Here is a 25,001-nt window from a genome sequence, read left to right as displayed (position 1 = left end):
GGAGATGTGTATAAGAGACAGAAAATAAGGATTGAAACATTTCAGCAGTTTCCATTTAACTCACTCCTATATATAGTTAATATCAATAATCCACTAAAATAAGGATTGAAACGTAATACAGCAAGGGTATAACTTTTATGTAGCTGATGTTGATATCAATAATCCACTAAAATAAGGATTGAAACAATTTTCTACCAATCACAATAACAATGCTTAGTCCTCGTTGATATCAATAATCCACTAAAACAAGGATTGAAACACTTGAGCTTCAATTCCCCACTTGTCTACTGTCTTTTTGTTAATATCAATATCCATAATTCATTAAATGTTGAGCAGGAATAATATCCTGTTTTTTTAATTTTTTGATATAATTTATCTGTTAAAAGAGGATTGAAATACAATTATAATGAATTAAAGGTAATATAATCAATTTTTGAAGCTGGGAGGTGAACTATGGGGAAAGCTGTCAATATGTTACATATGTTGATGCTGTTAAGGTCAAGAGGAAAGATGCAGGCTGAGGAATTAGCTAAGGAATTAGGAGTTAAGAAGAGGATGGTTAGAAAATATAAAGATGATTTTGAGCAGTTGGATATCTATATAGACTCTATTACAGGTAGATATGGAGGATATTATTTGAGTAGAGATAATACTATCTTAAATTTAGGGATTGATGAAGAGGAGTTTTCTGTATTGAAGGAGGCTGAGAATTATTTAAGCCAAGAAAGCTTTATCTTTCTTAAGGAGTATCAGTTAATTCTTGACAAAATTAAATCCAGTCTAGAGTCAGATCTTAATAATAGTACGATTGATTTAATCTTTGAATCTGTCCCTAATGTTAATGTAGAGCAAGAGAAGGGGAAATATATTCAGATTCAAGAGGCAAGAAGTAAGTCTAAGAAGATCGAGTTAGATTATTTCTCTTTAAGCTCTGGACTTAAGAATAGAGTTGTTCATCCATATATAATCTATATCTATCAAGGGTTCTGGTATCTGATTGCTTATTGCCAATTAAGGGATGAAGTCAGGCAATTTAAATTATCCCGAATCAAGAGTTTAGAAGTCTTAGATGAAGAGTTTATCAAGCCTAAAGAGTTTTCCCTAAAAGATTATTTAGAGAATCTAAAGAGTTGTGTTGGCATTATTTATGATAAGAAGAAATTTAGAGTGAAATTAGAGATTGATTATCCCATGTCAATTAAGGTCAGTGAAAGAATCTGGTTTGAAGATCAGCAGATAACCTTTCAAGAAGATAATTCTATTTTATTTGAAGCAGAAATGACTGGCTTAGAGGATTTAAGCAACTGGGTCTTGAGTATGGGCAGTAGTGTGAAAGTGATTGAACCAATAGAGCTGAAGGATAAAGTTAAGAAAGTGGCTCAGGAAATTTTAGAAAAAGTTTAAAAATTTTTTGATTTTTAAATGGAATTATAGTATAATTATAATTCAAAAGATTAAATCATTATAAATTCCATAATAATAAGGATTGAAACAGGAAAATGTTTCAATAAATGTGAGTTTTATTTTCCATTAAAACAAGGATTGCATTTTTAACTCACATTATTTTTGAAACTTTTAAGGAAAATGTTACAATAATTTTTTGACATATTATTAATAGAATGTTATTATAAAATTACCAAGATGTTTTTATTGGTTTAGATTCAAACAGACTAATAGTTACATAAGAATGCAAAGATAGAGGTAATAGAGAATATTTATAGTATTCAATTTATGAAACAAGTTTTATTTTTTACTCTGTATAATTTTTAAGGAATATGTTTCAATAAAATATTTGTCGATAAATTTTTTAATTTTATAAAAAAGGAGGAGTTAAATGCATTGGTTTAATTTAATTGCTTTTTCATTTATTGGTGTATCAATGAGACAAGTGACACAAATAAAAGAAATTAGAAGTGAAAAATTGAAAAATTTATTAGTTGATGTTTTTTTAGGTGTTGTTATGTCTTTGATCATATGTGGTTTTATTATTAAGAATAATGAGACTATATTATTGGGATTTGCTAGTTTTTTTGGTTACCTTGGTAAAGAAAGATCAATGAAAATTTTGAATGTAATATCCTTTCTTAAATAACTATAGAATCAGTTATTCAACAATAAAAAATTGTGACAAATATAGTGCCACAAAACGTGTTATAATTAGGATATGTCCAATAACACTCTTAGAAATTTTATTAGTTGTTACAATTAGAGGTAATTATTTCTTTATAAAGAATAATAAAGTAAAGAGTTTTTTATCAAAATTATGATTATGGGAGGTGGTAAAGTTGATTCATGCTTTGAAGATGATGGGGGATTATGCTCAAGAGAAATCAAATGAAAGTTTATTAGCTCAGTTAGTAGAGAACCCTGATTCTAATGGAAAGTATAAGACAGTCTTAGTTATTGTCTTTAAAGAAGAAGATGGAGAAATGATATTTGATGAGGTTAGAGTTGAAGAGTTTAGTAAGCAGAAGTTGGACAAGTATGCCTATAAGAAAGGAAGTCCCCGTGGTGGAGATTTGACTCCTACTTCTAAGATAACGGATTTAGAGAAGACTTTTAAACGGATTCAAAGACCATTAAAGAAGCTATGCAAAAAATTAAAAGGGAAAACTGAGATAGAAGAGGTTATTTTGGCTATCAATAATCTCTTTCAAGATGAAGAAGTTAGTCAAAAAATATATGGCGAGTTACAAACAGTAGAGTATGATGATAATGCCGTTTTAACTATTGCTTTTAGAGATACAGCAGAAGAATTAAAATATGTAGGTGATTTTGAGGAATTCACCAAGTCATTAATGGAGAAATATGAAAAGAAGTTTTATTATAAAAGTTCTTATTTAAAGGCTGAGAAGAAATCAATTGGTAAGGATAATGTCTGTTATATCTGCTCTCAAAAAGCTCAAGAGACTTATGGCTATGTAGGAACTTTTGCTTTTTATACCCTTGATAAACCAGGTTTTGCTAGTGGAGGTTTTAATCGGGGAGATGCTTGGAAGAACTATCCTGTCTGTTCTAAATGTGCCAAGACTTTGGATTTAGGGAAAAAATATTTAGAGCAAAACTTATCTGCTAGATTTTGTGGGGTTGATTATTTTATTATCCCTAAAACTATCTTTGCCAGTGATGGTGATGATAGAGAAGAGATGTTTGATATATTAGAGCATTTAGAATCTAGAAGAAAGATGTCCTTAGAAGAGGATAATAGGAAGGCTTTAACCAATGCTCAAAATGATATTTTTGAAGTGATGGGTGATTTTGATAACTATGCTAACTTTAATTTAATGTTTTATGAAGAACAGAATAGTGCCTTTAGAATCTTATTATATATAGAAGATGTCTTACCTTCTTATATCAAAAAGATATTTGATGTTAAAGGAAAAGTAGAGGATGAAGAACTTTTTAAAAAATTGAAAGGTAAGGAAGGTGTTTTTGATTTATCCTTTAAATTTAATTTGATTTCTGATTTTTTCTATGTCAATCAGAGAAATAAAGCAGATTTTACTAAACAGTTTTTAGAGATTACTAATAATATTTTTACTGCTCAACAGATCGATTACAGTCTATTAATTAATAGGTTTATAAGTCATTTGCAGGAGAAGTTCAGAAATGATGAATCAACATGGTATGATAATTTGAAGGCATTAATGATACTCAAATTTTTAAAAAAATTAGAGTTATTAAATGACTCTGGAGAGGAGGAGATAAGAGTGTCAACTACTCAAAGTAGTTATCGAGAAAAGATAGAGTTATTCTTAGAAGACCATAGTGATATTTTAGATTCTAATGTAAAAAGAATGGTATTTTTAGAAGGGGTATTAGCTCAAAAGCTACTTAATATTCAAGCTAAGGAGAGGGATGGAGCTACTCCATTTAGAGCAAGGTTAAATGGTTTGAAATTGAATGAGAAGATTGTTAAAAGGCTATATAGTGAAATTATCAATAAGTTAGAAGAGTATGATAAGAATTATTATAAACAGTTAGAAGAGATGATTGCTGATTATATTTTAGCAAGTAACTTTGCTGATATATCTAATAATGAGTTATCATTTTATTTTGTGACTGGAATGAATCAGGCAAATAAGTTTCAATTTGCTAATAAGAACAAGGGGGATGATGAGTAATGAGTACTGTAGAGAAGAGAAGTGAGTTAGTATTTCTATATGATATTAAGGATGCTAATCCAAATGGAGATCCTTTGGATGCTAATAAACCAAGAATTGATGAAGAGACAGGAATTAATCTTGTTACTGATGTAAGGTTTAAGAGGACAGTTAGAGATTATTTATATGATTATAAAGGTTATAATGGCGAAGGTGATAAAGATATTTTTGTCAGAGAGATAAAAGAAAATGACGGAAGTATTCAAGATGGTAAGAGTAGAGCCAAGGATTTTGAAGAAGATTCAGATAAAGTATTAAAAAGTTGCATTGACGTTAGATTATTTGGTGGAGTAATCCCTTTATCAGGTGATTCGATTACATATACAGGTCCAGTACAATTTCAGATGGGACGTTCTTTGCATCCTGTAGAAGTCAAGTATATTAAGGGAACAGGTGCTTTTGCTTCTGGTTCTGGAAAGAGTAAGAAAACCTTTAGAGAAGAGTATGTTCTTCCTTATTCTTTAATTGGATTTTATGGGATTATTAATGAGAATGCAGCTCAAGAGACAAACTTGACTGAAGATGATATTAAGTTATTACTTGAAGGTATGTGGAAGGGAACTAAGAACTTAATAACTCGTAGTAAGGTAGGACAGACTCCTCGCTTGTTATTAAAAGTGACTTATAGTGAAGAGAACTTCTTTATTGGTGAATTAAAAGAGTATATTAAATTGATTAGTGAAAAGAGAGAAGAAGAGATTAGAGATGTCAGAGATTATAAGCTTGATTTGACAGATTTACTTAAGGTGCTAGAAGTTAATGCAAATAAGATAGCTAGTATTGAATACTTAGTTAATCCAAGGGTGGAGTTTGTTAATAATGGAGAAAGTGTGAGTTTAGAAGAGTTAGATAAATTTAAAAAGATTGAGTTGTAATTAAAGTAATTATTGAATTGATAAAGCTGCCACAGGTTAAAACACTGTGGCTTAAGATTTCAATAAAACAAAGAATAATTTATTGTTATATTACTTGTTATAGAATAAATCTTATGCTTAGTATTTTGTTATTAGCCACAGGATTTATTCTGTGGCGGAAATAGAAAGGAGTTTTTAAGATGGATAAATTATTGGTATTTGATATTTGGGCTGATTATGCTCATTTTAAAAAATATTATACAACTACTTCTCCACTTAGTTTTTCTATTCCTCCCAAGACTACTCTCTATGGAACCATAGGAGCTATCTTAGGCTTGGATAAGAAGGATTATCTAAATTATTTTCAAAAGGGAGAGTGTAGAATAGGGATTAGAATTAAAGAGCCAATTAAGAAGACAAGAATTAACTTGAATTTAATCAATACTAAAACAGCGAAAATGATGTCTAGAATAGATAATCGAACTCAAATTAGGACTGAATTTCTTAAAGATGTAAAGTATAGAATCTATTTCACCCATCAAAATACTGATGTTTATAGCAAGTTAAAAGACTATTTACAGGGTCATAAGAGTGTTTATTCGATTTCTTTAGGATTAAGTGAGAACTTAGCCAATTTTGAGTTTGTTGGTGAATACAATTGTGAAAAAATAATTAATAATCAAGAGTGGGAAGAGTTAGTGACAGTACTAAGAGTAGATGAAGATTATTTAACTAAGGGAGATATAGATTTTAGTCAAGCAGATAGAGAGTATTTTAGCGATAAAGTAGCCTTAGAGATGAAATCAGATCGAGAAGTAATTGATTATGGACAGGTTGTGTTTGAGAGTAATGGCAAGAGTATTAAGGCAAGACCTAAAAACTATTATAAAGTGGAGACGGGAGAAAATATTGTTTTATTATGATTAAATAAGGATAAATATTTCCCCGATTATTAGTAATTAATCGAGAGGAGGAATGATAATGGGAGAATTATATTCTCATCCAGACAAGTTATTGAGTGATCATCTGTTTAATGTCTATCGGTTGGGAATGGCTAAATTTGATGGCAAGAGATTAAATTTTGATAAGTTGGATGAGATTAGATTGATGACTGAGATAGTATTGTTGACCCATGATTTTGGAAAAGCTAATAATTATTTTCAAAGAAAATTACACTTGTCCAGTAAAGGGTTGACAGATTGTGCAGAGTATCAAGAACTGACTAAACAAGGGAAGAATAAGAGTAATCATAGCTTATTATCGGCGATATTTACTTATTATATTTTAGATGAATTGATTGATAATAATTTATTAACTTTACTAGGCATGATAGTGGTTTATCGTCATCATGGCAATTTAAAGGATTTTAAAGAGATGGTGATGATTAGTAATGAGGGTTGGGAGTTGTTAGAGGAGCAATTTAAAGCCACTAATTTGGAAGGGTTACAGGGGATATTGGATTTAATTGATTTAGAGATTGATATTAGGGAGCTTGAATTTAGTGACTTTAAAGATAAGATAGATAATTATAAATTTAGAAAAAAAGTAAGGAAATTACATTTGACTTCAGTAGAAAATTATTTGATTGCTAATTTAGTATATTCTATTCTTATCTCTTCAGATAAAGCAGAAGCTATCTTTTATAGTAAGGGGTTAAGTTATAATAGGTTAGAAGATTTGATTTTAAGTAGAAGAGAAATTGACCCCAAGGCTGTTGATAGATATAAGCAAATTAAAGGTTGGAATCAGCCTGAGACCAAGATGGATCAGAAGAGAAACCAAATTTATAATGAGATAATAGAACAGGTAGAAAAGAGTGATTTAGAAGATAGAATTTTATCCATCAATGTGCCAACAGGAACTGGAAAGACCTTGAGTTCTTTAGCGGCTGGATTGAGATTAAGAAAGAAGGTTGGGCAAAGTCACAGATTGATTTACACTCTCCCTTTTACCTCAATTATTGACCAAAATTATGAGGTGTTTACTGATGTCTTTGAAAAGACAGGAGCAGAGGTTGATAGTTCATTGATTATTAAGCACCATTATTTGACTCCTAAAAGTTATACTCGAGAAGAGGATTATGAAGATGAAGAGTATGATGTATCGAAGCATTTAATTGAGAGTTGGAATTCTGAGATTATAGTAACTACCTTTGTGCAATTGTTACATAGTATTTTTGCTAACCAGAATCGTAGTTTATTGAAATTTTATAATATCTCTAATTCAATTATTCTGTTAGATGAAGTGCAGAGTATTCCCCACAAATACTGGCAATTAACTAAAGTAATACTTAAGGAGATTGCTGATAAGCTAGATTGTTATTTTATCTTTATTACTGCTACTATGCCTTTGATTTATAGTGAAAGAAGAAATGAGATCAAGGAACTAGCTTGTAGTAAGAAAGATTATTTTAAATTCTTCGATAGGATTAAACTCGATTTATCAGAGTTTAGAGTAGAAAAGAGTTTGGAAGAATTTAAGGAATTTATTGCTGATGAATTGGTGGAGTATGAGGATAAGAATTTTTTGATTATCTTAAATACAATTAAGACTTCAATTGCAGTTTATGATTATATTAGTGAAGCCTTAGCGGAGGGATGGCTTGGAGGAGAGAGTATCTATTTAGCTACTAATATTGTTCCTAAAGAGAGAAGAGAACGGATAGCTAGGATTGGAAACTCTGATAAACGGCAAATTATTGTATCTACTCAAATGGTAGAAGCTGGGGTTGATATTGATTTAGATAGAGTATATCGAGATTTTGCTCCTTTAGATTCCATTAACCAGACCTGTGGAAGATGTAATCGGAACTTTGACCCTGATAAAAAAGGGGTAGTTACTATAGTTAAATTGGTCAATGAAAATCATAATAATAAAGCTTATGCTAGCTATGTCTATGATCAAACCTTACTGAGAACTACAGACAAGTTATTAGCTAGTTTATCAGATCTAGTAGAAGAGAGGGATTTCTTTAGAATAAATAGTGATTATTTTTTAGAAGTTGATGATATTAAGAGCAATGATAGTTCTCTGGATTTATTGAAGAAGATTAAGGGGTTAAAGTATGAGAAGGCTTTTTGGCGTGATGAGGAAGGGAAAGAAGTTTTTGAATTAATTGGACAGGACTTTGAAAGTGTTAATTTATTCATTGAATTAAATGCAGATGCTAAAAGTGTATGGGAGAAGTATAGAAAAATCAATCAAATGGAGATTAATAGTTTAGAGGATTATAGTAGGCGTAAAGCTCAATTTGAAAAGATAAAAAGAGAGTTTTTAAGTTATGTGATTACTATTCCTAAACAGGTAGCTATAGAGCAATTAGAAGAAGAGCAGTTAGATAAGACCTTTAATTTAATTGATTCTAATCAGGTTAATAGTGTTTATAATAGTGATACTGGATTTATTAGAGATAATAGCCAAGTCGATATACATTTTTAATTAAGAATTAAAATTTCCATTAAAACAAGGATAAAAAGGAGCGTTAATCATGCCACAGATCAAAAAAGCCATTCTAACATTTAATATAGAAGAGGATTTGTCATTAAGGTATGGCCATAAACTAAGGGGATTTTTTGCCAATAAATTTAAGGATGTTTTATTCCATAATCACAAAGAAGATGGAGAGTATAGATATGCCTATCCCTTGATTCAATATAAAATTATTGAAGGTAAGCCTAGTGTAATTGCTTTAGAGCAGGGGGCTAAACTTGTAATTAATAATTTTCTTGATATAGATAAATTAAAGTTAGCAGATAAAGAATATACACAGCCAGAAAGCAGATTAGAAGTAATTGATGAAAGTTTAGAGGTTAGCTCTAAAGATCAAGGTCTTAAATTTAAATATAAATTATTATCACCCTGGCTGGGGTTAAATCAGAAGAATCACAGGAAATATCTTAAGCTAGTTAGAGATAGCAGTGAGGGTAAGCAGTTAGAATTTTTGAAGAGAATCTTAATTGGAAATATCTTAACCTTTGCTAAAGGTGTGGATTGGTGGATAGAGGATGAGATAATAGTAGTTCCTCAGTTAAAAGCTATTGATATACAGTTTAAAAATCAGAAGATGTTGGGATTTGTAGGTGAATTTTATTCTAATCTTTCTTTGCCAGATTATATTGGATTGGGCAAGTCTACAGCAAGAGGTTTTGGAATGGTTGCAGAGGTGATAAAATGCAATTAGTAATAAATACTTATGGAAGCTATTTACATCAAGATAAAGGCTGTTTTGAAATAAAAGCAGAGGGTAAGAAGAGTAAAATCTCAACTAAAAAGGTAGATTCAATTTTGATTACTACAGGAGCTGCTGTTAGTAGTGATGCGATTAAGTTAGCCTTGGAGAATAATATTGAAATTCAATTTTTAGATAAGTATGGTAGCTCTTTAGGTAAGGTCTGGCATTCTAAGTTAGGAAGTACTACTTATATTAGAAGAAAGCAATTAGAAATATCTGATAGTGATGAGGGAACTCAACTGGTTAAAGAATTAATTCTGCAAAAGATTAATAATTGTATTGAGCATCTAACTGACTTAGCATTAAGAAGGAGTACAGATAAGAAGAATTATCTGAAAGGTTTAGTTAAAGATATTGAGAAGTTAAAAGTTAAGTTAAAGAAGCTAACTGGCAGGGTCGATGATATTAGAAATCGCCTGATGGGATATGAGGGGAATGCTGGGAAGTTATATTTTAAAGGATTGAGCTATATTATGCCAGAAAGGTACAGCTTTTCTGGAAGAAGTCATCGACCTGCTAAGGATGAATTTAACTGTTTATTAAATTATGGTTATGGCATTCTCTATTCCAAAGTAGAAAAAGCCTGTATCATTGCTGGGCTAGATCCATATGTTGGTATTTTGCACACTGATGGTTATAATAAAAAATCCTTTGTCTTTGATGTAATAGAACCCTATCGCCATTACATAGATAGAATTGTAGTTAAGTTATTTAGTACAAAAAGTGTTAGAAAATCTTACTTTGATGAAATTCATGGGGGATTGACTTTAAATGAGGATGGTAAGAAAATCTTAATTCAAGAGTTAAATGAGTATTTTGATAGTGGTATTCGTTATGATGGAAGAAATATTAAAATTAATGATACTATTCAAGCTGATTTACATAAGATAGCTAACCGATTGATTGAAGAGTAAAAAATTGAGTTTAGAGGTGATAGGATGCTAACCTGGTTTGTTTATGATATTTCTGAAGATAAGCCGAGAAGAAAGATATCTGACAAAGCAATTGAATTAGGTTTGGCTAGAGTACAAAAATCTGTTTTCCTAGGTAATGTAGAAGAGAGTGTGGCTGATGAATTATTAATCTATTCAGAAGAGCTAATTGATATTGAAGAAGATTCAGTCTATATGTTCCCTATGTGCCAAGAAGATTTTAAAAAGATAGAATTGTTGGGACAGGCTTTTGATAAAGCTATGGCTAATGATGAGATTAAGACTATGTTTTTATAATAGTTGAGAATGGAGAATCAAAAATATGGTTCAATAACAAATTTGGTGATTAAAGGTAACATTATTTATAAAAAAATAGAAATTGAAGTTCAAAATACTAAAAACTAATATTAGTGGCAACGAATTAATGCTAATTGCACGAATTAAAGATTAAAGGATTAGATTAAAGATTTAAAATTTTTTGATCTAAATTGGCGTTAATTCGAGAGATTCGTTGCAAAAAATGTTTGAAATAATTTAAATATAGTAGTTTCACAAAACTCATTGAAGAGCCAAAAATATTAATAATATATATCAAAAAGGGGGATTAATAATAGAAAATCAAATCAGTATTACTCCATCAGAAGTGATTGAATATATGTATTGTCCTCGATTTATCTATTTTATGCTTTATTTGAAGATCCCTCAAAAAGAAGAGAATAGGTATAAGGTTCAATTGGGTAGGAAAATTCATGAGAAGAAGAGCAAGACTAATCAGGAATATTTAAGAAAGAAGCTAGGGGTTAAAAAGAAGTTGATAGAGCAGAAATTAAGTTCTAAGAAATATCAAATTCATGGAATTGTTGATGAGATTTTATTTTTGGAAGATGGTACTGCTGCTCCTTTAGATTATAAATTTGCTAAATACAAAGATAAAATCTTTAAAACTTATAAATATCAGGCAATTATGTATAGTATGTTGATAAAGGATAATTATAATACTGATGTTAATAAAGCTTATTTAGTTTATACTAGAAGTAAAAGCAGATTAGAGGAGGTAATTATAAATGAAGAAGATTTTACTAAGGTTAAGCTTATCTTAGAAGATATTATAAATATAATTGATAAAGGCTATTATCCAATAGCTACTTCTTATAAAAGAAGATGCAGAGATTGTTGTTATCGTAATATTTGTGTTAAATAAATCTTCCTTGAATATAAAGGCAAAATCATGTATAATAATGGAAAGTAAGTACTGAGAATCTCTCAAAATTATTGAAGTATGAATATACGATCCTTGACAAATCCAGTATTTACAAGGGATAGATAGGAGTGTGGTTTAACGGCATTTTGTCTAAAAAGTAGCTAGATGTATGAATATACAGGCTAAAATGGGCGATTTGTTGTATCAGCCAACTCCGATGAACCCTTGCTAGAATAGGAAAGTCAACAAAAAACGGGTTATAATCTACAATCCAACATAACAAGGATTGAAACTCCTACTATAACTATTAATTTTAGTTCTAGCACTAGTTATAATCTACAATCCAACATAACAAGGATTGAAACTGAAGGGTTTGTAGCTGAGTGTTTTTCAGACCATATGTTATAATCTACAATCCAACATAACAAGGATTGAAACCACTAACCTTTGCTATAAATTGTTCTGGCGTATTTGTTATAATCTACAATCCAACATAACAAGGATTGAAACTCATCATTCTTGGGGATGTTGATAGTCATAGTTGTAGTTATAATCTACAATCCAACATAACAAGGATTGAAACAGAGTATGGAGTTAACAAAAGTCTGTTAGTTTGATTAGTTATAATCTACAATCCAACATAACAAGGATTGAAACACCTCTTCTTCTTTACTAAGTACTTCATGTCCAAGTTATAATCTACAATCCAACATAACAAGGATTGAAACATTTGTCAATCAAATCAATATAAGTCATTTAACCAGTTATAATCTACAATCCAACATAACAAGGATTGAAACATCATTCACCACTCTCATCTTAGGTAGTCCTGGTTGCAGTTATAATCTACAATCCAACATAACAAGGATTGAAACATTGTTTAATTTGAGCTGATATAGATTGACCTTCTTCTGTTATAATCTACAATCCAACATAACAAGGATTGAAACCAAGGCTCAAAATTACACCACCTTAATTTATTAAAGTGTTATAATCTACAATCCAACATAACAAGGATTGAAACAATGCACAAAATATAGCATTGAAGGCTAGTCAATCCAGTTATAATCTACAATCCAACATAACAAGGATTGAAACCTTACTTTTCAACTTTTGTCATTTTAGTCAAACATTGTTATAATCTACAATCCAACATAACAAGGATTGAAACTAAATTCAATGAAGCTAATACCAAGTGGGAACTATTTGGTTATAATCTACAATCCAACATAACAAGGATTGAAACGTGAATCCAAAATGGAGTTTGAATCCTGATTTGGCTTGTTATAATCTACAATCCAACATAACAAGGATTGAAACAGGAAATATCAGAAATTATAGAAGTTGATGTATGTGGTTATAATCTACAATCCAACATAACAAGGATTGAAACTTGGTGAATATACCCTCTTCTTGCAGGATATCTTCTGTTATAATCTACAATCCAACATAACAAGGATTGAAACAACATTAAATTAGATTCTTTGAATGCTAAATTTGAGTTATAATCTACAATCCAACATAACAAGGATTGAAACACTTCTCTTTCTTCAGGAGGTACCTCGTCATTTTGTTATAATCTACAATCCAACATAACAAGGATTGAAACTTATAACAGAATAAGTTGCTGATGTAAATAGTTTTTTGTTATAATCTACAATCCAACATAACAAGGATTGAAACGTTGATGCATCGACAGTTACTAGTTCTATGTTAATGTTATAATCTACAATCCAACATAACAAGGATTGAAACTTTCAAGCTGGTACAGAAAGAAAGGACATAGATTTAGTTATAATCTACAATCCAACATAACAAGGATTGAAAATAAAAAATAGAGAAGCCCCTAGTTATTAACTAGAGACTTCTCTTATTGCAGTTATCTTCAAAGAAAAAGAATATATTAATCTTTACTGCTTCTTAAAGTTCTATACAGCTTGCACATTGACTCTTTATCATTGCTTCAGAATTTTTGATAGTGAACTTATGGTCTGAAATTTGATAACTCTCTTCTTCAAAGACAGTAAAGCTGACAGAATCGTCTTCAAATTCAATGGTAACTGGTACAGTCATCTTAATCTCATTATTGAAAGGGTGAGTTTTAGAGCCAGGTTCAATTATGCTGGTATTACCCTCTTTATCGGTGATTTCTATGATATCAGTTGATGTCTTTAGAGATTTAAGTTTTTCAGATTGGTAAAATTTTAGGGAATTGACATCTCCATTCATTCCCAGAGACTCACAGTCATAAGTCATAATAGTTCCAATAGGAGTTGGAATTGGTGTTGGCTTACTTGGTTCACAGGACTCTAGGGAGCCATCATGATATAGTGATAAGCCTACATGTATTTCTAGTTCTTGGTCTAAAGCATTGATTTTTGCTCTTTCTTGTGGCCAGAGGGTGATACTCTTAATGGCTCCATTTTTATAAAAGCGGGTATTGATGACCTTATTATTTAACTTCCCACATTTTAAATCAAAGGGTAGACTCTCTGCCAGTTCATACTCATTCTCCTCAGTCCAGTATCCTGTAACCTTTCCATCCAAAGGGAAGATACATCTGATCTCTCCGCTTTCATAAAATAGAACACGCTCAGCACTATAAATATCATTCTTTAGTTCGATTTCTGTTGCTTGGTTTAAAGAGATGCTCTTTATCCCACCACTTGGATAAAATGAGATAGATTCTTTATATTTTCGTCTAGCCTCAGAGTCTTCATATTGTGGAACTAAGGGACCATAAGGTGTTTCTATTAGATTGTATTTATTTAATCTACATGACTTTATCTTTCCATCAGGATAAGTTTCACAGGAAGTAATACCTGTTAACAGCCCATATTTTGTATTAATCTCTTTCATAGAATTTACCTCCTCATTTTAGATAATATTAAAAAGTATATAATTTCTAATAAATAAAATTTATTCTTGATTATTAACATGTCTTTTACATAGACTTCACATTATCTGTAGTATATACTATTAATTGCTCAATGTCAAAGAGTATAATTATATAAAGAATCTTCTTTTAGATATAACAAGAATTAAGATTGTTTACATGAGGTAATATATTTTTAGGCTAGATCAGGGCTTATTAAGATCTGAAATTACTAGACAAGCTAAGGGTATATCTATATAATTTATATATATTAGCTTATATGGAGGGAGATATTATGGCTAAGACCAAGATAAAAGTCAAAGAATTAAGAGATTATTTAAAGACATTAGATGATAAAGAGATAACTAATGAGCTGGTGGAGTTGTTTAAAACCTTTCCTGATGTTAAAGAGTACTATTTAGCAAAGCTTAAGCCTGAATATTTAGAAGAGGTTTTAGAGGATTATCGCAAGGTGATTATAGATGAGTTCTTTCCAACTAGAGGTGATGGTAAGTTAAGATATTCTGTGATGAAGAAGGCTATCTCAGATTTTAAGAAGATTAGTGACAAAGCAGAGTATATTGCTGAGCTAATGTTGACCTATGTAGAGCAGGGTGTGAAGTTTACTAATACTTATGGAGATATCAGTGAGCGATTTTATATTAATATAGAGAAGATGTTTGAGAATACATTAGAGTACATAGTAAAGAATGATTTAGAGAAGCAATTTAGGAAGAGATGTAAAAAAGCTATGGATAATTCTTCAGGTATAGGATGGGGATTTGCCGATTCTATGATGGATATATATTATACTTATTTCAATGAATAATGATTTTTTCTATATCTACAGAGCTATAGGGTTAACTCCTGTAGCTTTTTCCTTTCTAAGGAGAAAAAATATTAACTTTAGCAAGGGATATTTTAGTATAGAGTTAATTATATAAGTCACTATAGTTAACTCTGTATTAAGTAGAATCTGTCTGCAAAAAGCACATAATGACAGGAAAGACTAGATGATTAATGTTATTCTTATTGTAAAGGGGAGAGAAAGAATGGAATGCTTACAAAGAATGAATGATAGTCTAGATTATTTAGAAGAGAATCTATGTGAAGAGATAGATATTGAGCAGGTAGCCAAGGTGGCTTGTCTATCCAAATTTCATTTTCAGAGAATGTTTCATATATTAACAGATGTAACGATAGCTGAATACCTTCGCAAGAGGAGATTGACCTTAGCGGCTCAAGAACTAGCTACATTAGATAGTAAAGTAATTGATGTGGCCTTGAAATATGGCTATTCTACACCTGAATCATTCTCCAAGGCCTTTAAAAGGTTACATGGGATAAATCCTTCACAGGTAAGGGATAGTGGGGTAACTTTAAAAGCATATCCACGCTTTTTCTTTCAAATACAATTAAAGGGAGCTGAAAGAATGAACTATAAGGTCATTGAAAGAGAGGCATTTAAAATTGTTGGCAAGGCTATTAGAGTTTCTACCGTAGATGGGGAGAACTTTAAAGCTATTCCTGAATTTTGGGATGAATGTTGTAGTAGTGGTTTTTATGATCAATTAACAGAGAAGATGGGTGACTTAGGTGTTATGGGAGTATGTGGTGTGGACTGTGATGGTCAAAAAGATGAGTTTACTTATATGGTAGCAATTGAAAAACCTAAGGATAAGCTAGAGCTTGATATAGTCGAACGAGAAATTCCAGCTTCGACTTGGGCAGTCTTTGAATCTATTGGTCCCATGCCTGATGCTATTCAGGAAGTGTGGAAACGAATTTTTGCTGAATGGTTTCCTTCCACTGGTTATGAACATGCAGGTACTCCAGAATTAGAGGTCTACTATCCAGGTAACCCAGATGATGCTGATTATAAAACTGAAGTATGGATTCCAATTATAAAAAAATAGTCTTGCTAGAAGGTCTCAGTTTAGGCTGAGACCTTTTGAATTATTCCTTCAAAATTTCTAAAGCTATATCCTCCCAATTTCCAGTCATTAGATGAATCCCATCAACTTTATCAATTTTTCGACCTGTTAAATTCAATATATAAGATTAATACTCCTAATACCAATAAGATTACCCCCAAGAGATTAAACCAGAAGGGTTGAAAGGTAGCTACACTGGTTATTTTACTATTAAAGCCTCTTATTTTATAGGGTAATAGATAAATTGCTATTAGGGTAATACTCTGATAGAAGAATCTGCCTAGTATAGTATCAATTAAAGAGCCTGTCCTAACATAAAGCCAGCCTAATAATAACTCTAAGGTAAATAGGCTGATAATATGTTGAAGATCAAATGAGAATAATAGAGCAAATAATGAGGTTGAAATTATAGCAATACTTACAGAATATCTCTTTAATAGAGTCTTTAAGATAATTCCTCTAAAGAATATCTCTTCTAAGATAACAGTAATTACTGTCGACAGACTATATAAACCAGCCATTGACAGTGAATTATTAAAGAGTTGCTTATTGATGGCTTTAACTAAGCTTTCTGATAATGGATAAAAGCTTTGTAGAATATTATTTAGCTCTGATAAGATAATATTAAAAGAGATGGCTAATATAAATAATGCTATAATTTTAAGAGAAGATAAATTTGTGTTAGTAAAGAGTCCGTTAAGTCTTAGTTTACTCCTTTTAAAGCCAAAGTATAAGATTGATCCAAAAGAGATAGGTGGAATTAACACAGCATAGATTGAATTAATCTTCTCCTGTGTTAATTCAAAGGGAACTAAGAGAAGGTTTAAAATAGTTATTGTAATGTATTGAAAGAAAATAAATACTAAAAATAGCAATAATAAGTCGAAGACTTTTGGTTCAGAATCTTTTTTATCCATTAAATCCACACTCCTGTTTTGGGATTATTTGTATTTTAAATATATTATAATTATAATATATTTAAAATGAAGATGCAAAAGGTTAGTTATATAGGTGTTCAAATCTAAAGTAAAATAAAAGACTAAAAGTCAAAAGCTAAAGATTAGCAGTAAATTAACACAAATTTTACTCTCCCTGAAAGAAGCAGTTTTTGTTTTTGGTTAAGAAATTAAGTGTGACGTTATATGGGTATATTGAGACATTTTTAAAATTAGCGTGAGTGGGTGTGTGAGTGTGAGTAAAACCCAATAAAAAGAAGTTTTACACATACTCACACTCATAGCTCACACTCGACACAAAGTGTCCCACTATCTCTATTAAGTAATAAAAAGTCTACTGATAGAGTAATTCTATGTCGATTAAAGGATAATCTAAGGGAACTAAGCAGGAGATTGGCAAGAAAGGTTTAAATAAATATATAGTTGTAATTGTGTTTAATAGAACAAATGATTTCTAATAGTCGATGATAATGAAGTTTGATTCTAGGTTTAAGATTAAATTTTAGCTTAGTTTATATAATTCTAAATAGATGTGGAGTTGATAAGATGAAGAAATATTTTTTAATAATACTTATGCTATTGTTGATAAATACCTCGGCTTTTGCTAGTGGTAGCTTAAATGCTGGTAATTCTAAACCTGCTAATTTGGTAGTACATTATTCTCAAAATTGGTCAACAGCAGGGTATTGGGATTTATCAGATTATGATCTTCCTGCTAAAGCTGTTATTACTGGAATTAAAGTTAAATGGGATTATTTTAGTAGTTTAAGTAATCAGCGTTATAATGGATTAAAGCTCTATCTTTACAATCAAAAAGGTAAAAAGGTCTTATTAAATAAGAATTTGATTGGTAGTTATGCTAGTAGCAATAGTTTTAATGGAGAAACTCCTAAACAGAAATGGAAGCTAAGATATAAGGTTAAGGACTTTAAATATGAGGGTAATTATTTTGCTATCACCCCCAAGTTGATTATTTATTATGAGTTCAAGAAGGATAAGGAGGACTAGTCTATGGAGATGAGAGAGGATGTAGTTTTTGCTTTAGATATAGGGACGCGAACAGTAGTAGGAGCGGTACTTGAAGGAACAGACAATAGTTTGGAGTTAATAGCGTCTGAAGTCATTGAACATAAAAGTAGATCGATGCTAGATGGGCAAATTCATAATGTAACAGATGTAGCTACTCAAGTAAAAGAGATCAAAAAAAGGCTTGAGGAGAAGACCAATATTAAACTAAAGAAAGTAGGGATTGCAGCAGCAGGTCGTGCTTTAAAGACTTTGACAGGACACCATAAAATAGAATTTAAGAATAAAAAAGAGGTTGATGCAGATGATGTTAAGATGCTGGAATTTGCTGCTGTACAGGATGCCCAAAAGAGGTTGGCAGCAGGTAAAGATAGGGATAAAGCAAGTGGTTATCACTTTGTTGGATATACCTTATTACAAAGCAAGCTCGATGGAATTAAGGTAGGTAGTCTAATCAGTCAGAGTGGAAAGGTTATTGAGGTTGATTTAATTGCTACCTTTCTGCCAAGGATAGTAGTTGATTCCCTATTAACGGTAATTAGACAAGCTGATTTAGAGGTAGATCATCTGACCTTAGAGCCGATAGCTGCTACTAATATTATCGTTCCACAGCAGATGTATAACTTCAATCTAGCCTTAGTGGATATTGGAGCAGGTACTTCTGATATTGCTATTACTAGAGATGGGGCCATTATTGGCTATGATATGGTGCCTGTAGCTGGTGATGAGATAACTGAAGCTATCTGTGAAAATTATATGGTAGATTATCATACTGCGGAAAGAATTAAACGTGAGTTGACAGATCAAGATGAAGTAGAGATGAAAGATATTTTAGATCAGACTGTAGCTATCTCTACTGCAAACATTATTAAGATGATAGAGCCTAAAATTGATAAATTGGCTGAATTGATAGCACAAGCAATTTTAAAGCTAAATACTAGAGCTCCCCAGGCTGTAATCTGTATCGGTGGCGGTAGTTTAACTCCCTTATTAAAAGAGAAGTTAGCCCAACAGCTAGAGCTACCGATTAATCGTGTGGGAATCAAAGATGGTAAAGAGATTCAAGGTGTGACTGGTAAGATTGAAGGTATTTCGGGAACACAGTCTATTACACCTTTTGGAATTGCCATGAGTTGCAAGGTTAATAAGAGTCGGGCCAACTTTATTGATATTGAGCTAAATAAAGATCCTTTACATTTATTTACCCTAACAGAACCTAAGGTCTCTGATGCCTTATTGGCAGCAGAACTTGATATTAAAGCCTTAAAGGCTACTCCTGGGTTGGCGTTAGGAGTAGAGGTCAATGGTAATCTGAAGATGATACCTGGTACTATGGGAAGTTCTGGAAAGGTCTTTATCAATGGAGAGGAAGGTAGTATTGATAGTAAGATTAAGCAGGGAGATTCCTTAGAAGTTCAGTTAGGTGATAGGGGTAGAGCAGGAGAGGGTAGAATAGCTGATGTAGTTCCTGACTTACCAATAAGGGAAATATCAATCAATGGTGATAAGCAGATTCTAGAAGGGATTTATTATAAAAATGGGAAGCGGGCTAGCTTAAATAGTAAATTAGCTGATGGTGATAAAATTGAGTATACTATTATCCAGACTGTAGGAGATGTATTGCAGGATGTTATGGATATCTCTGTAGACCAGTTAAAGAAGAGAAAGATTACCTATATATTCAATGATGAAGAACGGGAGCATAGATATCAGAGCTATAGCTTAACGTTGAATGGTCAAGTAGCAACTTTGGATATGGAGATAGATGATGGTGATGAACTCACTTTTACTGAAAATAATGAGAAGAGGTTGAAGATAGAGGATGTATTAGAAGAAGATGTTACCCTAGCTAATCTTAATATTGTCTTTAATGATAAGCCAATAATTGTTCCAGCTAAAGATTATAAACTGCTCAAAAATAACAAGCCTGCCCAATTAGATGATTTAATTAATACTGGAGATGTGATTGAATATCAAAGTGGAGGAATCAGATTGAATCAGTTATTAGATTACATCAATTACAAGATTCCAACATCTTTAGGTGGTAAATTGATTATCGAAAGAAATGGTAAGAAGGCACAACTTATAGAACCTCTAAGTGATGGTGATCAGGTTAATATTTATTTTGATAAAGAATAATGAAGCTCCTAAAGAAGAAATTTTTCAAATTTAACAATCAAAAATAGAAATAATGTATAATTTTCATAACCGCTAGATATTTTAATAATAGTTTGAAAAATTATTTAACTAAGGAGCTGAAATAATTGTACACAGGTTATGAAAAAGTGGATATATCTGAATCTAAAAGGAAAGTTGGAACAGGGTGGATCCCACTAGAAGAAAAGAATAACATTTTTGATATTGATTTTTTTAATATTCAAGAAAAAACACAAAAGCTAGGTACTGGATGGTTACCTCCTTTACCGAATATAGGGGTCGATTATACAGTAAAGCATCCGGAAATTTCTACAATGGTAGAGAAATTAGGATTAACAACAGATATTGAAGATACAACCTCATTACCCTCTACAGTGGATTTACGGCTATGGTGCTCAGAAGTTGAGAATCAAGGACGGTTGGGTTCTTGTACAGCTCATGCTGCAGTAGGCATTGTCGAATACTTTCAAAAAAGAGCTTTTGATAAGCACCTTGAAGGATCTAGGTTATTTGTTTATAAGGCCACTCGGAATTTAATGAAAGTCACTGGAGATACTGGAGCTTGGTTACGAGATACTATGGGGGCTTTGGTACTTTGTGGGGTTCCGCCTGAAAAGTATTGGCCTTATACAGATAAAAGTCCTGATTTTGATGAAGAACCTACTAGTTTTTTATATTCATTGGCGGACAATTATGAAGCACTCAAATACTTTAGTCATGATTCTTTAGGAAGTAATATCTCCACAGATAAAGTACTGGCAAGTGTTAAAAGGTTTCTTGCAGCTGGAGTTCCTTCAATGTTTGGATTTTTTGGTTTTCCTTCTTTTTCTCAATCAGAAGTTAAAGGTGAAATTCCTTTTCCTTGTCAAGGAGAGCAAGCCAAATGGGGACATGCTGTTGCTGCAGTAGGTTATGATGATAATAAATGTATTAAGAATTTTATTTGTGATAAGACAACCACAGGAGCACTTTTGATTCGTAATTCTTGGGGACCAGATTGGGGAGATGGGGGTTATGGATGGCTACCTTATGAGTATGTCAATAAACGTTTAGCTTTAGATTTTTGGTCATTAATCAGTATGGAATGGATTGACACAGGTAAATTTGGTTTATAATTGTTTTTCAAACAAAAAGTAGTAGGCTAATTAGCCTACTACTTTTTGTTTAGGGATTGCTTTCTCATCTTACTAAAGACATTTTTTAAAGTAGACCTTAACCAGAATATCATCAAAATACTTGCTATTAACTCAGAGATTGGGAAGGCAAACCAGAGTGTATCTAAGCCAAATGATGCTCCTAATAGATACATAATCGGTAAGAGTAGTATCATCTGTCTTAAAAATGAAAGTAACAGACTAGGAAATCCCTTTCCAATAGCTTGAAAGGTAGTTGAGCCGATAATGGCAGGTCCAATAATAGGAAAGGCTAGGCTGATTCTTCTTAAGGCTACCTCTCCAATATTTAATAATTGCTGATCCTTATTGAATAATAGTAGCAACTCTTTAGGAAATAATTGAAATACTATCAGACCTGCTGTAGTAAAGGAGAAAGCTATTAAGATAGAATATTTAATTGTCTTCTTCATTCTTTCAGGTTTATTATGACCATAATTATATCCTACTATCGGCATAAATCCTTGATTTAAACCAAAGACTGGCATAAAGACAAAGGACTGTAACCTAAAGTAAACTCCCATAACAGCAATTGCTGTTAGATTATAGCCTCCCACGATCATATTAACTCCAGCGATCATTATACTTGCTAATAGTTGCATAATCATTGCTGGAAAACCAACTTGATAAATCCCTTTGATAATACTTGGGTCAAATTTAAACTCTTCTAATTTTAATTTGATTTGGTTTTTATCACTAAATAAGATAAATAATATAAATAGGCCACTGATTATCCTTGATAATACTGTTGCATAGGCTGCTCCTGCTACACCTAATTCAGGAAAAATTCCTATTCCAAAGATAAAGAAAGGGTCTAAAATAATATTTAAGATAGCACCAATGAGTAGCGTAACCATTGGCATAATAGTGTTTCCTTCTCCACGTAGAATATTATTAGCTATCATAGGAAAAAACATTGCTATAGAACCAATGAAAATAATTCTAGTATACTCTACACCCAATTCAAGCAGTACAGGATCTTGAGTAAAAATAGTAAAGATCTCTTTAGTAAAGAAGATTCCTACTAAAGCAATTAAAATCCCATAGCCAATTGTAACAAAGATAACATGTTCAGCTACATTACTGGCACGATGCTCCTTCTTTTCACCTAATAATCTAGATATCAAAGAGCTTGTACCTACTCCAGTACCAACAGCAATAGCTATTAACACCATCTGGATTGGGAATGATAATGATAGTGCTGATAAGGCTTCTGTACTCACTCTACCTATATAGATACTATCTACCACATTATATAATGCTTGGATTAACATCCCAAAGATTGAGGGGATAGATAATTTAAGTAATAATGGGACTATGGCTTCTGTCCCTAAACGATCTGATTTTCTTTCCTCCATATGTATTCCTCCCTTAAATTCCTTAATTAATCAGAACTAAATTACCTCTTTAGTTGATAAGCCAACTAATATCATATAATAACATAGCTTAGCTGTCAATTGTATTGCTTGCTTTATATTATCTCTTATATATATTGACTGCTATTAAAGAAGATATACATTGATAGGATAAATTTACTAGCCACAGGTTTCAACCTGTGGTGATGATGACATGTTACACTACGGGTTAAAACCCGTAGCTAAAACTTAAACTGTCGCAATATACCAATAAAAAGATATTATCTACATTGAAATTTAATTAGCATAACGGGTAAATATAAAAGCAGATAAGCATCTGTGTTTAATGAAAAACCATTAGTAAAGTTTCTTTTGATCACTAGAAATTCATTTGATTTATTTTATTAAGATAATCTTAATAAAATAGTAATAATCGGAGTAGATTAGGATAACAATAAAAGGTGTATTTATCAAAGCAACGACATAAAAATTGAATTAGGAGTGGTAATGTGGAAACTTTAGCATTGATTTTGGCCGGTGGTAGGGGAACACGATTAGATATATTAACAGAGTATCGTGCTAAACCTAGTGTACCTTTTGCAGGAAAGTTAAGACTAATTGATTTTGCATTAAGTAATTGTGTAAACTCAGGAATTTATAATGTAGGTGTGTTAACTCAATATCTTCCTATGTCCCTTCATGACCATATTGGAATAGGTAAGCCCTGGGACTTAGATAGAAAGATAGGTGGTGTTAATCTCTTACAACCCTATACAGGAAGGGATAAGAAGTATGGTTGGTATCAAGGAACAGCCCATGCAGTCTGTCAAAATATCAATTATATCAAGAAGAATAATCCTAAATATGTACTGATTTTATCAGGGGATCATGTATATAAGATGGACTATAGTCAAATGATAGATTATCATCGCCAAAAGGGTGCTGAATTGACTATTGCTGCCCAAAGGGTTTCTTGGGAAGAGGCCAGTCGTTTTGGAATCTTAGAGGCCAATGATAATTTGGAGATTTTAGATTTTAAAGAAAAACCAGAAGAACCACTAAATAATCTAGCTTCAATGGGGATTTATGTATTTAATGCAGATCTCTTGATTAATATGTTAGAAGAGCATTGTAATCAAGAAAATTCAGATTTTGGACATCATATTATCCCTCCAATAATTGAAAGTTCTAAGACTTTCTCTTATGAGTTTGAAGGATATTGGAGAGATGTAGGAACTATTCAATCTTTCTGGGAAACTAATCTCTCTTTGGCAGCTCCTGTACCTGAATTGAATCTTTATGATGATAATTGGAAGATCCATACTAGAAGTACAGAACAGCCACCAGCAAAGTTTGGAGCAAAAGGTAGTGCCAAGCAGAGTTTGATTTCAAGTGGAGCTATTATCAATGGTATTGTAGAAAATTCGATAATATCACCTGGAGCCTATATTGAAGAAGGTGCAGTAGTAAGAGATTCAATCATATTTAATGATACAAGGATTAAAGCAGATTCAATTGTCTCTAGTTCAGTGATAGACAAAAGGGTTGTAGTAGGAGAGAAGTCATATATAGGATTTGGAAATGATTTAACTGTTAATGTGGACAAGCCAAATCTCTATAAAACAGGATTAACAGTAATCGGCAAAGGTGCGGTTATTCCAAATAATATTCAGATTGGTCGTAATTGTAGGGTCTTACCTTATATTAAGGAGAAGGACTTTGGAGATAAAAAAGATATAGCAAGTGGTACTACTATAAAACCACTAATGGATAAAGAACTTTCTCTAGTTGAAACTGGATAATAGAATATCTATACTGATAATTTAATAGACCAGATATATAAAGAAGACTACTCCAAAGTAGTCTTCTTTATATATAATCATAATTTCAACTGGGAAAATAAGGAAATTTATGTTAAAATTAAAAAAGTATGAATAAAATATATTCTCAAGAGTATATATGATATGTAGAGTCATTTCAAATATAGGTGTGTGAATTCAAAATGAAACTTAATGGAGATATTGCGATACTTTTAGGAATCAGGAGTCAGCAACCAGTTATCAGTAAAACACACTGATTCCAGATTCTAGATTCCTGACACGAAAGTATCCCATTATCTCTCTATAACCTGTCTCTTATACACAT

The 25,001-nt window shown here is 31.6% G+C and carries 19 protein-coding genes and 1 CRISPR repeat array; of the genes, 16 read left to right on the top strand and 3 right to left on the bottom strand.

The window, feature by feature from the left end:
* Positions 1-453: 453 nt before the first annotated feature.
* The 10 genes from ACTCDL_RS04190 to cas4 all read left to right on the top strand — a co-directional run bounded on the left by ACTCDL_RS04190 (position 454) and on the right by cas4 (position 11,381).
* Positions 454-1,404, top strand: coding sequence for a helix-turn-helix transcriptional regulator (locus ACTCDL_RS04190; RefSeq protein ID WP_463174274.1), 951 nt, complete (start codon positions 454-456; stop codon positions 1,402-1,404).
* A 430-nt stretch (positions 1,405-1,834) separates the two neighbouring features.
* The gene (locus ACTCDL_RS04185) at positions 1,835-2,092 is read left to right on the top strand and encodes a hypothetical protein (RefSeq protein ID WP_463174273.1); all 258 of its coding nucleotides are present in this window, start codon (positions 1,835-1,837) and stop codon (positions 2,090-2,092) included.
* A 193-nt stretch (positions 2,093-2,285) separates the two neighbouring features.
* Complete coding sequence (locus ACTCDL_RS04180) at positions 2,286-4,124, top strand: TIGR02556 family CRISPR-associated protein (RefSeq protein WP_463174271.1); 1,839 nt, start codon at positions 2,286-2,288, stop codon at positions 4,122-4,124.
* Positions 4,124-5,038 carry a type I-B CRISPR-associated protein Cas7/Csh2 gene (gene cas7b, locus ACTCDL_RS04175; protein WP_463174270.1) on the top strand — a complete coding sequence of 305 codons (915 nt, stop codon included), beginning with the start codon at positions 4,124-4,126 and terminating at the stop codon, positions 5,036-5,038. The genes ACTCDL_RS04180 and cas7b overlap by 1 nt, the downstream gene beginning before the upstream one ends.
* Before the next feature lie 179 nt (positions 5,039-5,217).
* The gene (cas5b, locus tag ACTCDL_RS04170; protein ID WP_463174268.1) at positions 5,218-5,940 is read left to right on the top strand and encodes a type I-B CRISPR-associated protein Cas5b; all 723 of its coding nucleotides are present in this window, start codon (positions 5,218-5,220) and stop codon (positions 5,938-5,940) included.
* Positions 5,941-5,998: 58 nt separating this feature from the next.
* Positions 5,999-8,455: a CRISPR-associated helicase Cas3' gene (gene cas3, locus ACTCDL_RS04165; protein ID WP_463174267.1), complete on the top strand. Its 2,457-nt coding sequence runs from the start codon at positions 5,999-6,001 to the stop codon at positions 8,453-8,455.
* Between the two features lie 49 nt (positions 8,456-8,504).
* Positions 8,505-9,197 carry a CRISPR-associated endonuclease Cas6 gene (locus ACTCDL_RS04160; protein WP_463174266.1) on the top strand — a complete coding sequence of 231 codons (693 nt, stop codon included), beginning with the start codon at positions 8,505-8,507 and terminating at the stop codon, positions 9,195-9,197.
* Positions 9,188-10,162, top strand: coding sequence for a CRISPR-associated endonuclease Cas1 (gene cas1, locus ACTCDL_RS04155; RefSeq protein ID WP_463174265.1), 975 nt, complete (start codon positions 9,188-9,190; stop codon positions 10,160-10,162). Before ACTCDL_RS04160 ends, cas1 begins: the two co-directional genes overlap by 10 nt.
* Before the next feature lie 24 nt (positions 10,163-10,186).
* Positions 10,187-10,477: a CRISPR-associated endonuclease Cas2 gene (cas2, locus tag ACTCDL_RS04150; RefSeq protein ID WP_463174264.1), complete on the top strand. Its 291-nt coding sequence runs from the start codon at positions 10,187-10,189 to the stop codon at positions 10,475-10,477.
* A gap of 280 nt (positions 10,478-10,757) precedes the next feature.
* Entirely contained in the window at positions 10,758-11,381 is a 624-nt protein-coding gene (gene cas4 / locus ACTCDL_RS04145; protein ID WP_463174276.1) for a CRISPR-associated protein Cas4, read from the top strand.
* 256 nt (positions 11,382-11,637) lie between these two features.
* Positions 11,638-13,209: direct repeats of the CRISPR family, unit length 37 nt; unit sequence GTTATAATCTACAATCCAACATAACAAGGATTGAAAC.
* Between the two features lie 92 nt (positions 13,210-13,301).
* Here the strand turns inward: cas4 and ACTCDL_RS04140 are convergent.
* Positions 13,302-14,240: a toxin-antitoxin system YwqK family antitoxin gene (locus ACTCDL_RS04140; RefSeq protein ID WP_463174262.1), complete on the bottom strand. Its 939-nt coding sequence runs from the start codon at positions 14,238-14,240 to the stop codon at positions 13,302-13,304.
* A 311-nt stretch (positions 14,241-14,551) separates the two neighbouring features.
* Here ACTCDL_RS04140 and ACTCDL_RS04135 point away from each other — a divergent pair, with 311 nt between their 5' ends.
* Complete coding sequence (locus ACTCDL_RS04135) at positions 14,552-15,085, top strand: DUF6155 family protein (RefSeq protein WP_463174261.1); 534 nt, start codon at positions 14,552-14,554, stop codon at positions 15,083-15,085.
* A gap of 223 nt (positions 15,086-15,308) precedes the next feature.
* Positions 15,309-16,172 carry an AraC family transcriptional regulator gene (locus tag ACTCDL_RS04130; RefSeq protein WP_463174260.1) on the top strand — a complete coding sequence of 288 codons (864 nt, stop codon included), beginning with the start codon at positions 15,309-15,311 and terminating at the stop codon, positions 16,170-16,172.
* A gap of 110 nt (positions 16,173-16,282) precedes the next feature.
* On the opposite strand, the gene ACTCDL_RS04125 is transcribed toward ACTCDL_RS04130, so the two are convergent.
* Positions 16,283-17,107 (bottom strand): lysostaphin resistance A-like protein, encoded by an 825-nt coding sequence (locus tag ACTCDL_RS04125; protein WP_463174258.1) that lies wholly within the window; start codon positions 17,105-17,107, stop codon positions 16,283-16,285.
* A 585-nt stretch (positions 17,108-17,692) separates the two neighbouring features.
* On the opposite strand from ACTCDL_RS04125, the gene ACTCDL_RS04120 reads away from it, so the two are divergent.
* From ACTCDL_RS04120 to ACTCDL_RS04110, 3 genes are all read left to right on the top strand, one after another.
* The gene (locus ACTCDL_RS04120) at positions 17,693-18,154 is read left to right on the top strand and encodes a hypothetical protein (protein ID WP_463174256.1); all 462 of its coding nucleotides are present in this window, start codon (positions 17,693-17,695) and stop codon (positions 18,152-18,154) included.
* 3 nt (positions 18,155-18,157) lie between these two features.
* The gene (locus ACTCDL_RS04115; RefSeq protein WP_463174255.1) at positions 18,158-20,311 is read left to right on the top strand and encodes a cell division protein FtsA; all 2,154 of its coding nucleotides are present in this window, start codon (positions 18,158-18,160) and stop codon (positions 20,309-20,311) included.
* Between the two features lie 212 nt (positions 20,312-20,523).
* Positions 20,524-21,444 carry a C1 family peptidase gene (locus ACTCDL_RS04110; protein ID WP_463174275.1) on the top strand — a complete coding sequence of 307 codons (921 nt, stop codon included), beginning with the start codon at positions 20,524-20,526 and terminating at the stop codon, positions 21,442-21,444.
* A gap of 38 nt (positions 21,445-21,482) precedes the next feature.
* Here ACTCDL_RS04110 and ACTCDL_RS04105 read toward each other — a convergent pair whose 3' ends face one another.
* Entirely contained in the window at positions 21,483-22,859 is a 1,377-nt protein-coding gene (locus ACTCDL_RS04105) for an MATE family efflux transporter (protein ID WP_463174253.1), read from the bottom strand.
* Positions 22,860-23,365: 506 nt separating this feature from the next.
* Between ACTCDL_RS04105 and ACTCDL_RS04100 the strand changes: the two genes are divergently transcribed.
* Positions 23,366-24,658, top strand: a complete 1,293-nt coding sequence (locus ACTCDL_RS04100) for a glucose-1-phosphate adenylyltransferase (RefSeq protein WP_463174252.1) — start codon at positions 23,366-23,368, stop codon at positions 24,656-24,658.
* Positions 24,659-25,001: the final 343 nt, after the last annotated feature.

Source organism: Orenia sp. (genome assembly GCF_055140805.1).
This window is presented reverse-complemented; position numbering and strand designations above follow the sequence as displayed.

What these genes read in the sequence shown, in the direction of transcription:
- ACTCDL_RS04190 (WP_463174274.1), top strand. Translation starts at nt 454, where the DNA reads ATGGGGAAAGCTGTCAATATGTTACATATGTTGATGCTGTTAAGGTCA.
- ACTCDL_RS04185 (WP_463174273.1), top strand. Translation starts at nt 1,835, where the DNA reads ATGCATTGGTTTAATTTAATTGCTTTTTCATTTATTGGTGTATCAATG.
- cas7b (WP_463174270.1), top strand. Translation starts at nt 4,124, where the DNA reads ATGAGTACTGTAGAGAAGAGAAGTGAGTTAGTATTTCTATATGATATT.
- cas5b (WP_463174268.1), top strand. Translation starts at nt 5,218, where the DNA reads ATGGATAAATTATTGGTATTTGATATTTGGGCTGATTATGCTCATTTT.
- cas3 (WP_463174267.1), top strand. Translation starts at nt 5,999, where the DNA reads ATGGGAGAATTATATTCTCATCCAGACAAGTTATTGAGTGATCATCTG.
- ACTCDL_RS04160 (WP_463174266.1), top strand. Translation starts at nt 8,505, where the DNA reads ATGCCACAGATCAAAAAAGCCATTCTAACATTTAATATAGAAGAGGAT.
- cas1 (WP_463174265.1), top strand. Translation starts at nt 9,188, where the DNA reads ATGCAATTAGTAATAAATACTTATGGAAGCTATTTACATCAAGATAAA.
- cas2 (WP_463174264.1), top strand. Translation starts at nt 10,187, where the DNA reads ATGCTAACCTGGTTTGTTTATGATATTTCTGAAGATAAGCCGAGAAGA.
- ACTCDL_RS04140 (WP_463174262.1), bottom strand. Translation starts at nt 14,240, where the DNA reads ATGAAAGAGATTAATACAAAATATGGGCTGTTAACAGGTATTACTTCC.
- ACTCDL_RS04135 (WP_463174261.1), top strand. Translation starts at nt 14,552, where the DNA reads ATGGCTAAGACCAAGATAAAAGTCAAAGAATTAAGAGATTATTTAAAG.
- ACTCDL_RS04130 (WP_463174260.1), top strand. Translation starts at nt 15,309, where the DNA reads ATGGAATGCTTACAAAGAATGAATGATAGTCTAGATTATTTAGAAGAG.
- ACTCDL_RS04125 (WP_463174258.1), bottom strand. Translation starts at nt 17,107, where the DNA reads ATGGATAAAAAAGATTCTGAACCAAAAGTCTTCGACTTATTATTGCTA.
- ACTCDL_RS04120 (WP_463174256.1), top strand. Translation starts at nt 17,693, where the DNA reads ATGAAGAAATATTTTTTAATAATACTTATGCTATTGTTGATAAATACC.
- ACTCDL_RS04115 (WP_463174255.1), top strand. Translation starts at nt 18,158, where the DNA reads ATGGAGATGAGAGAGGATGTAGTTTTTGCTTTAGATATAGGGACGCGA.
- ACTCDL_RS04105 (WP_463174253.1), bottom strand. Translation starts at nt 22,859, where the DNA reads ATGGAGGAAAGAAAATCAGATCGTTTAGGGACAGAAGCCATAGTCCCA.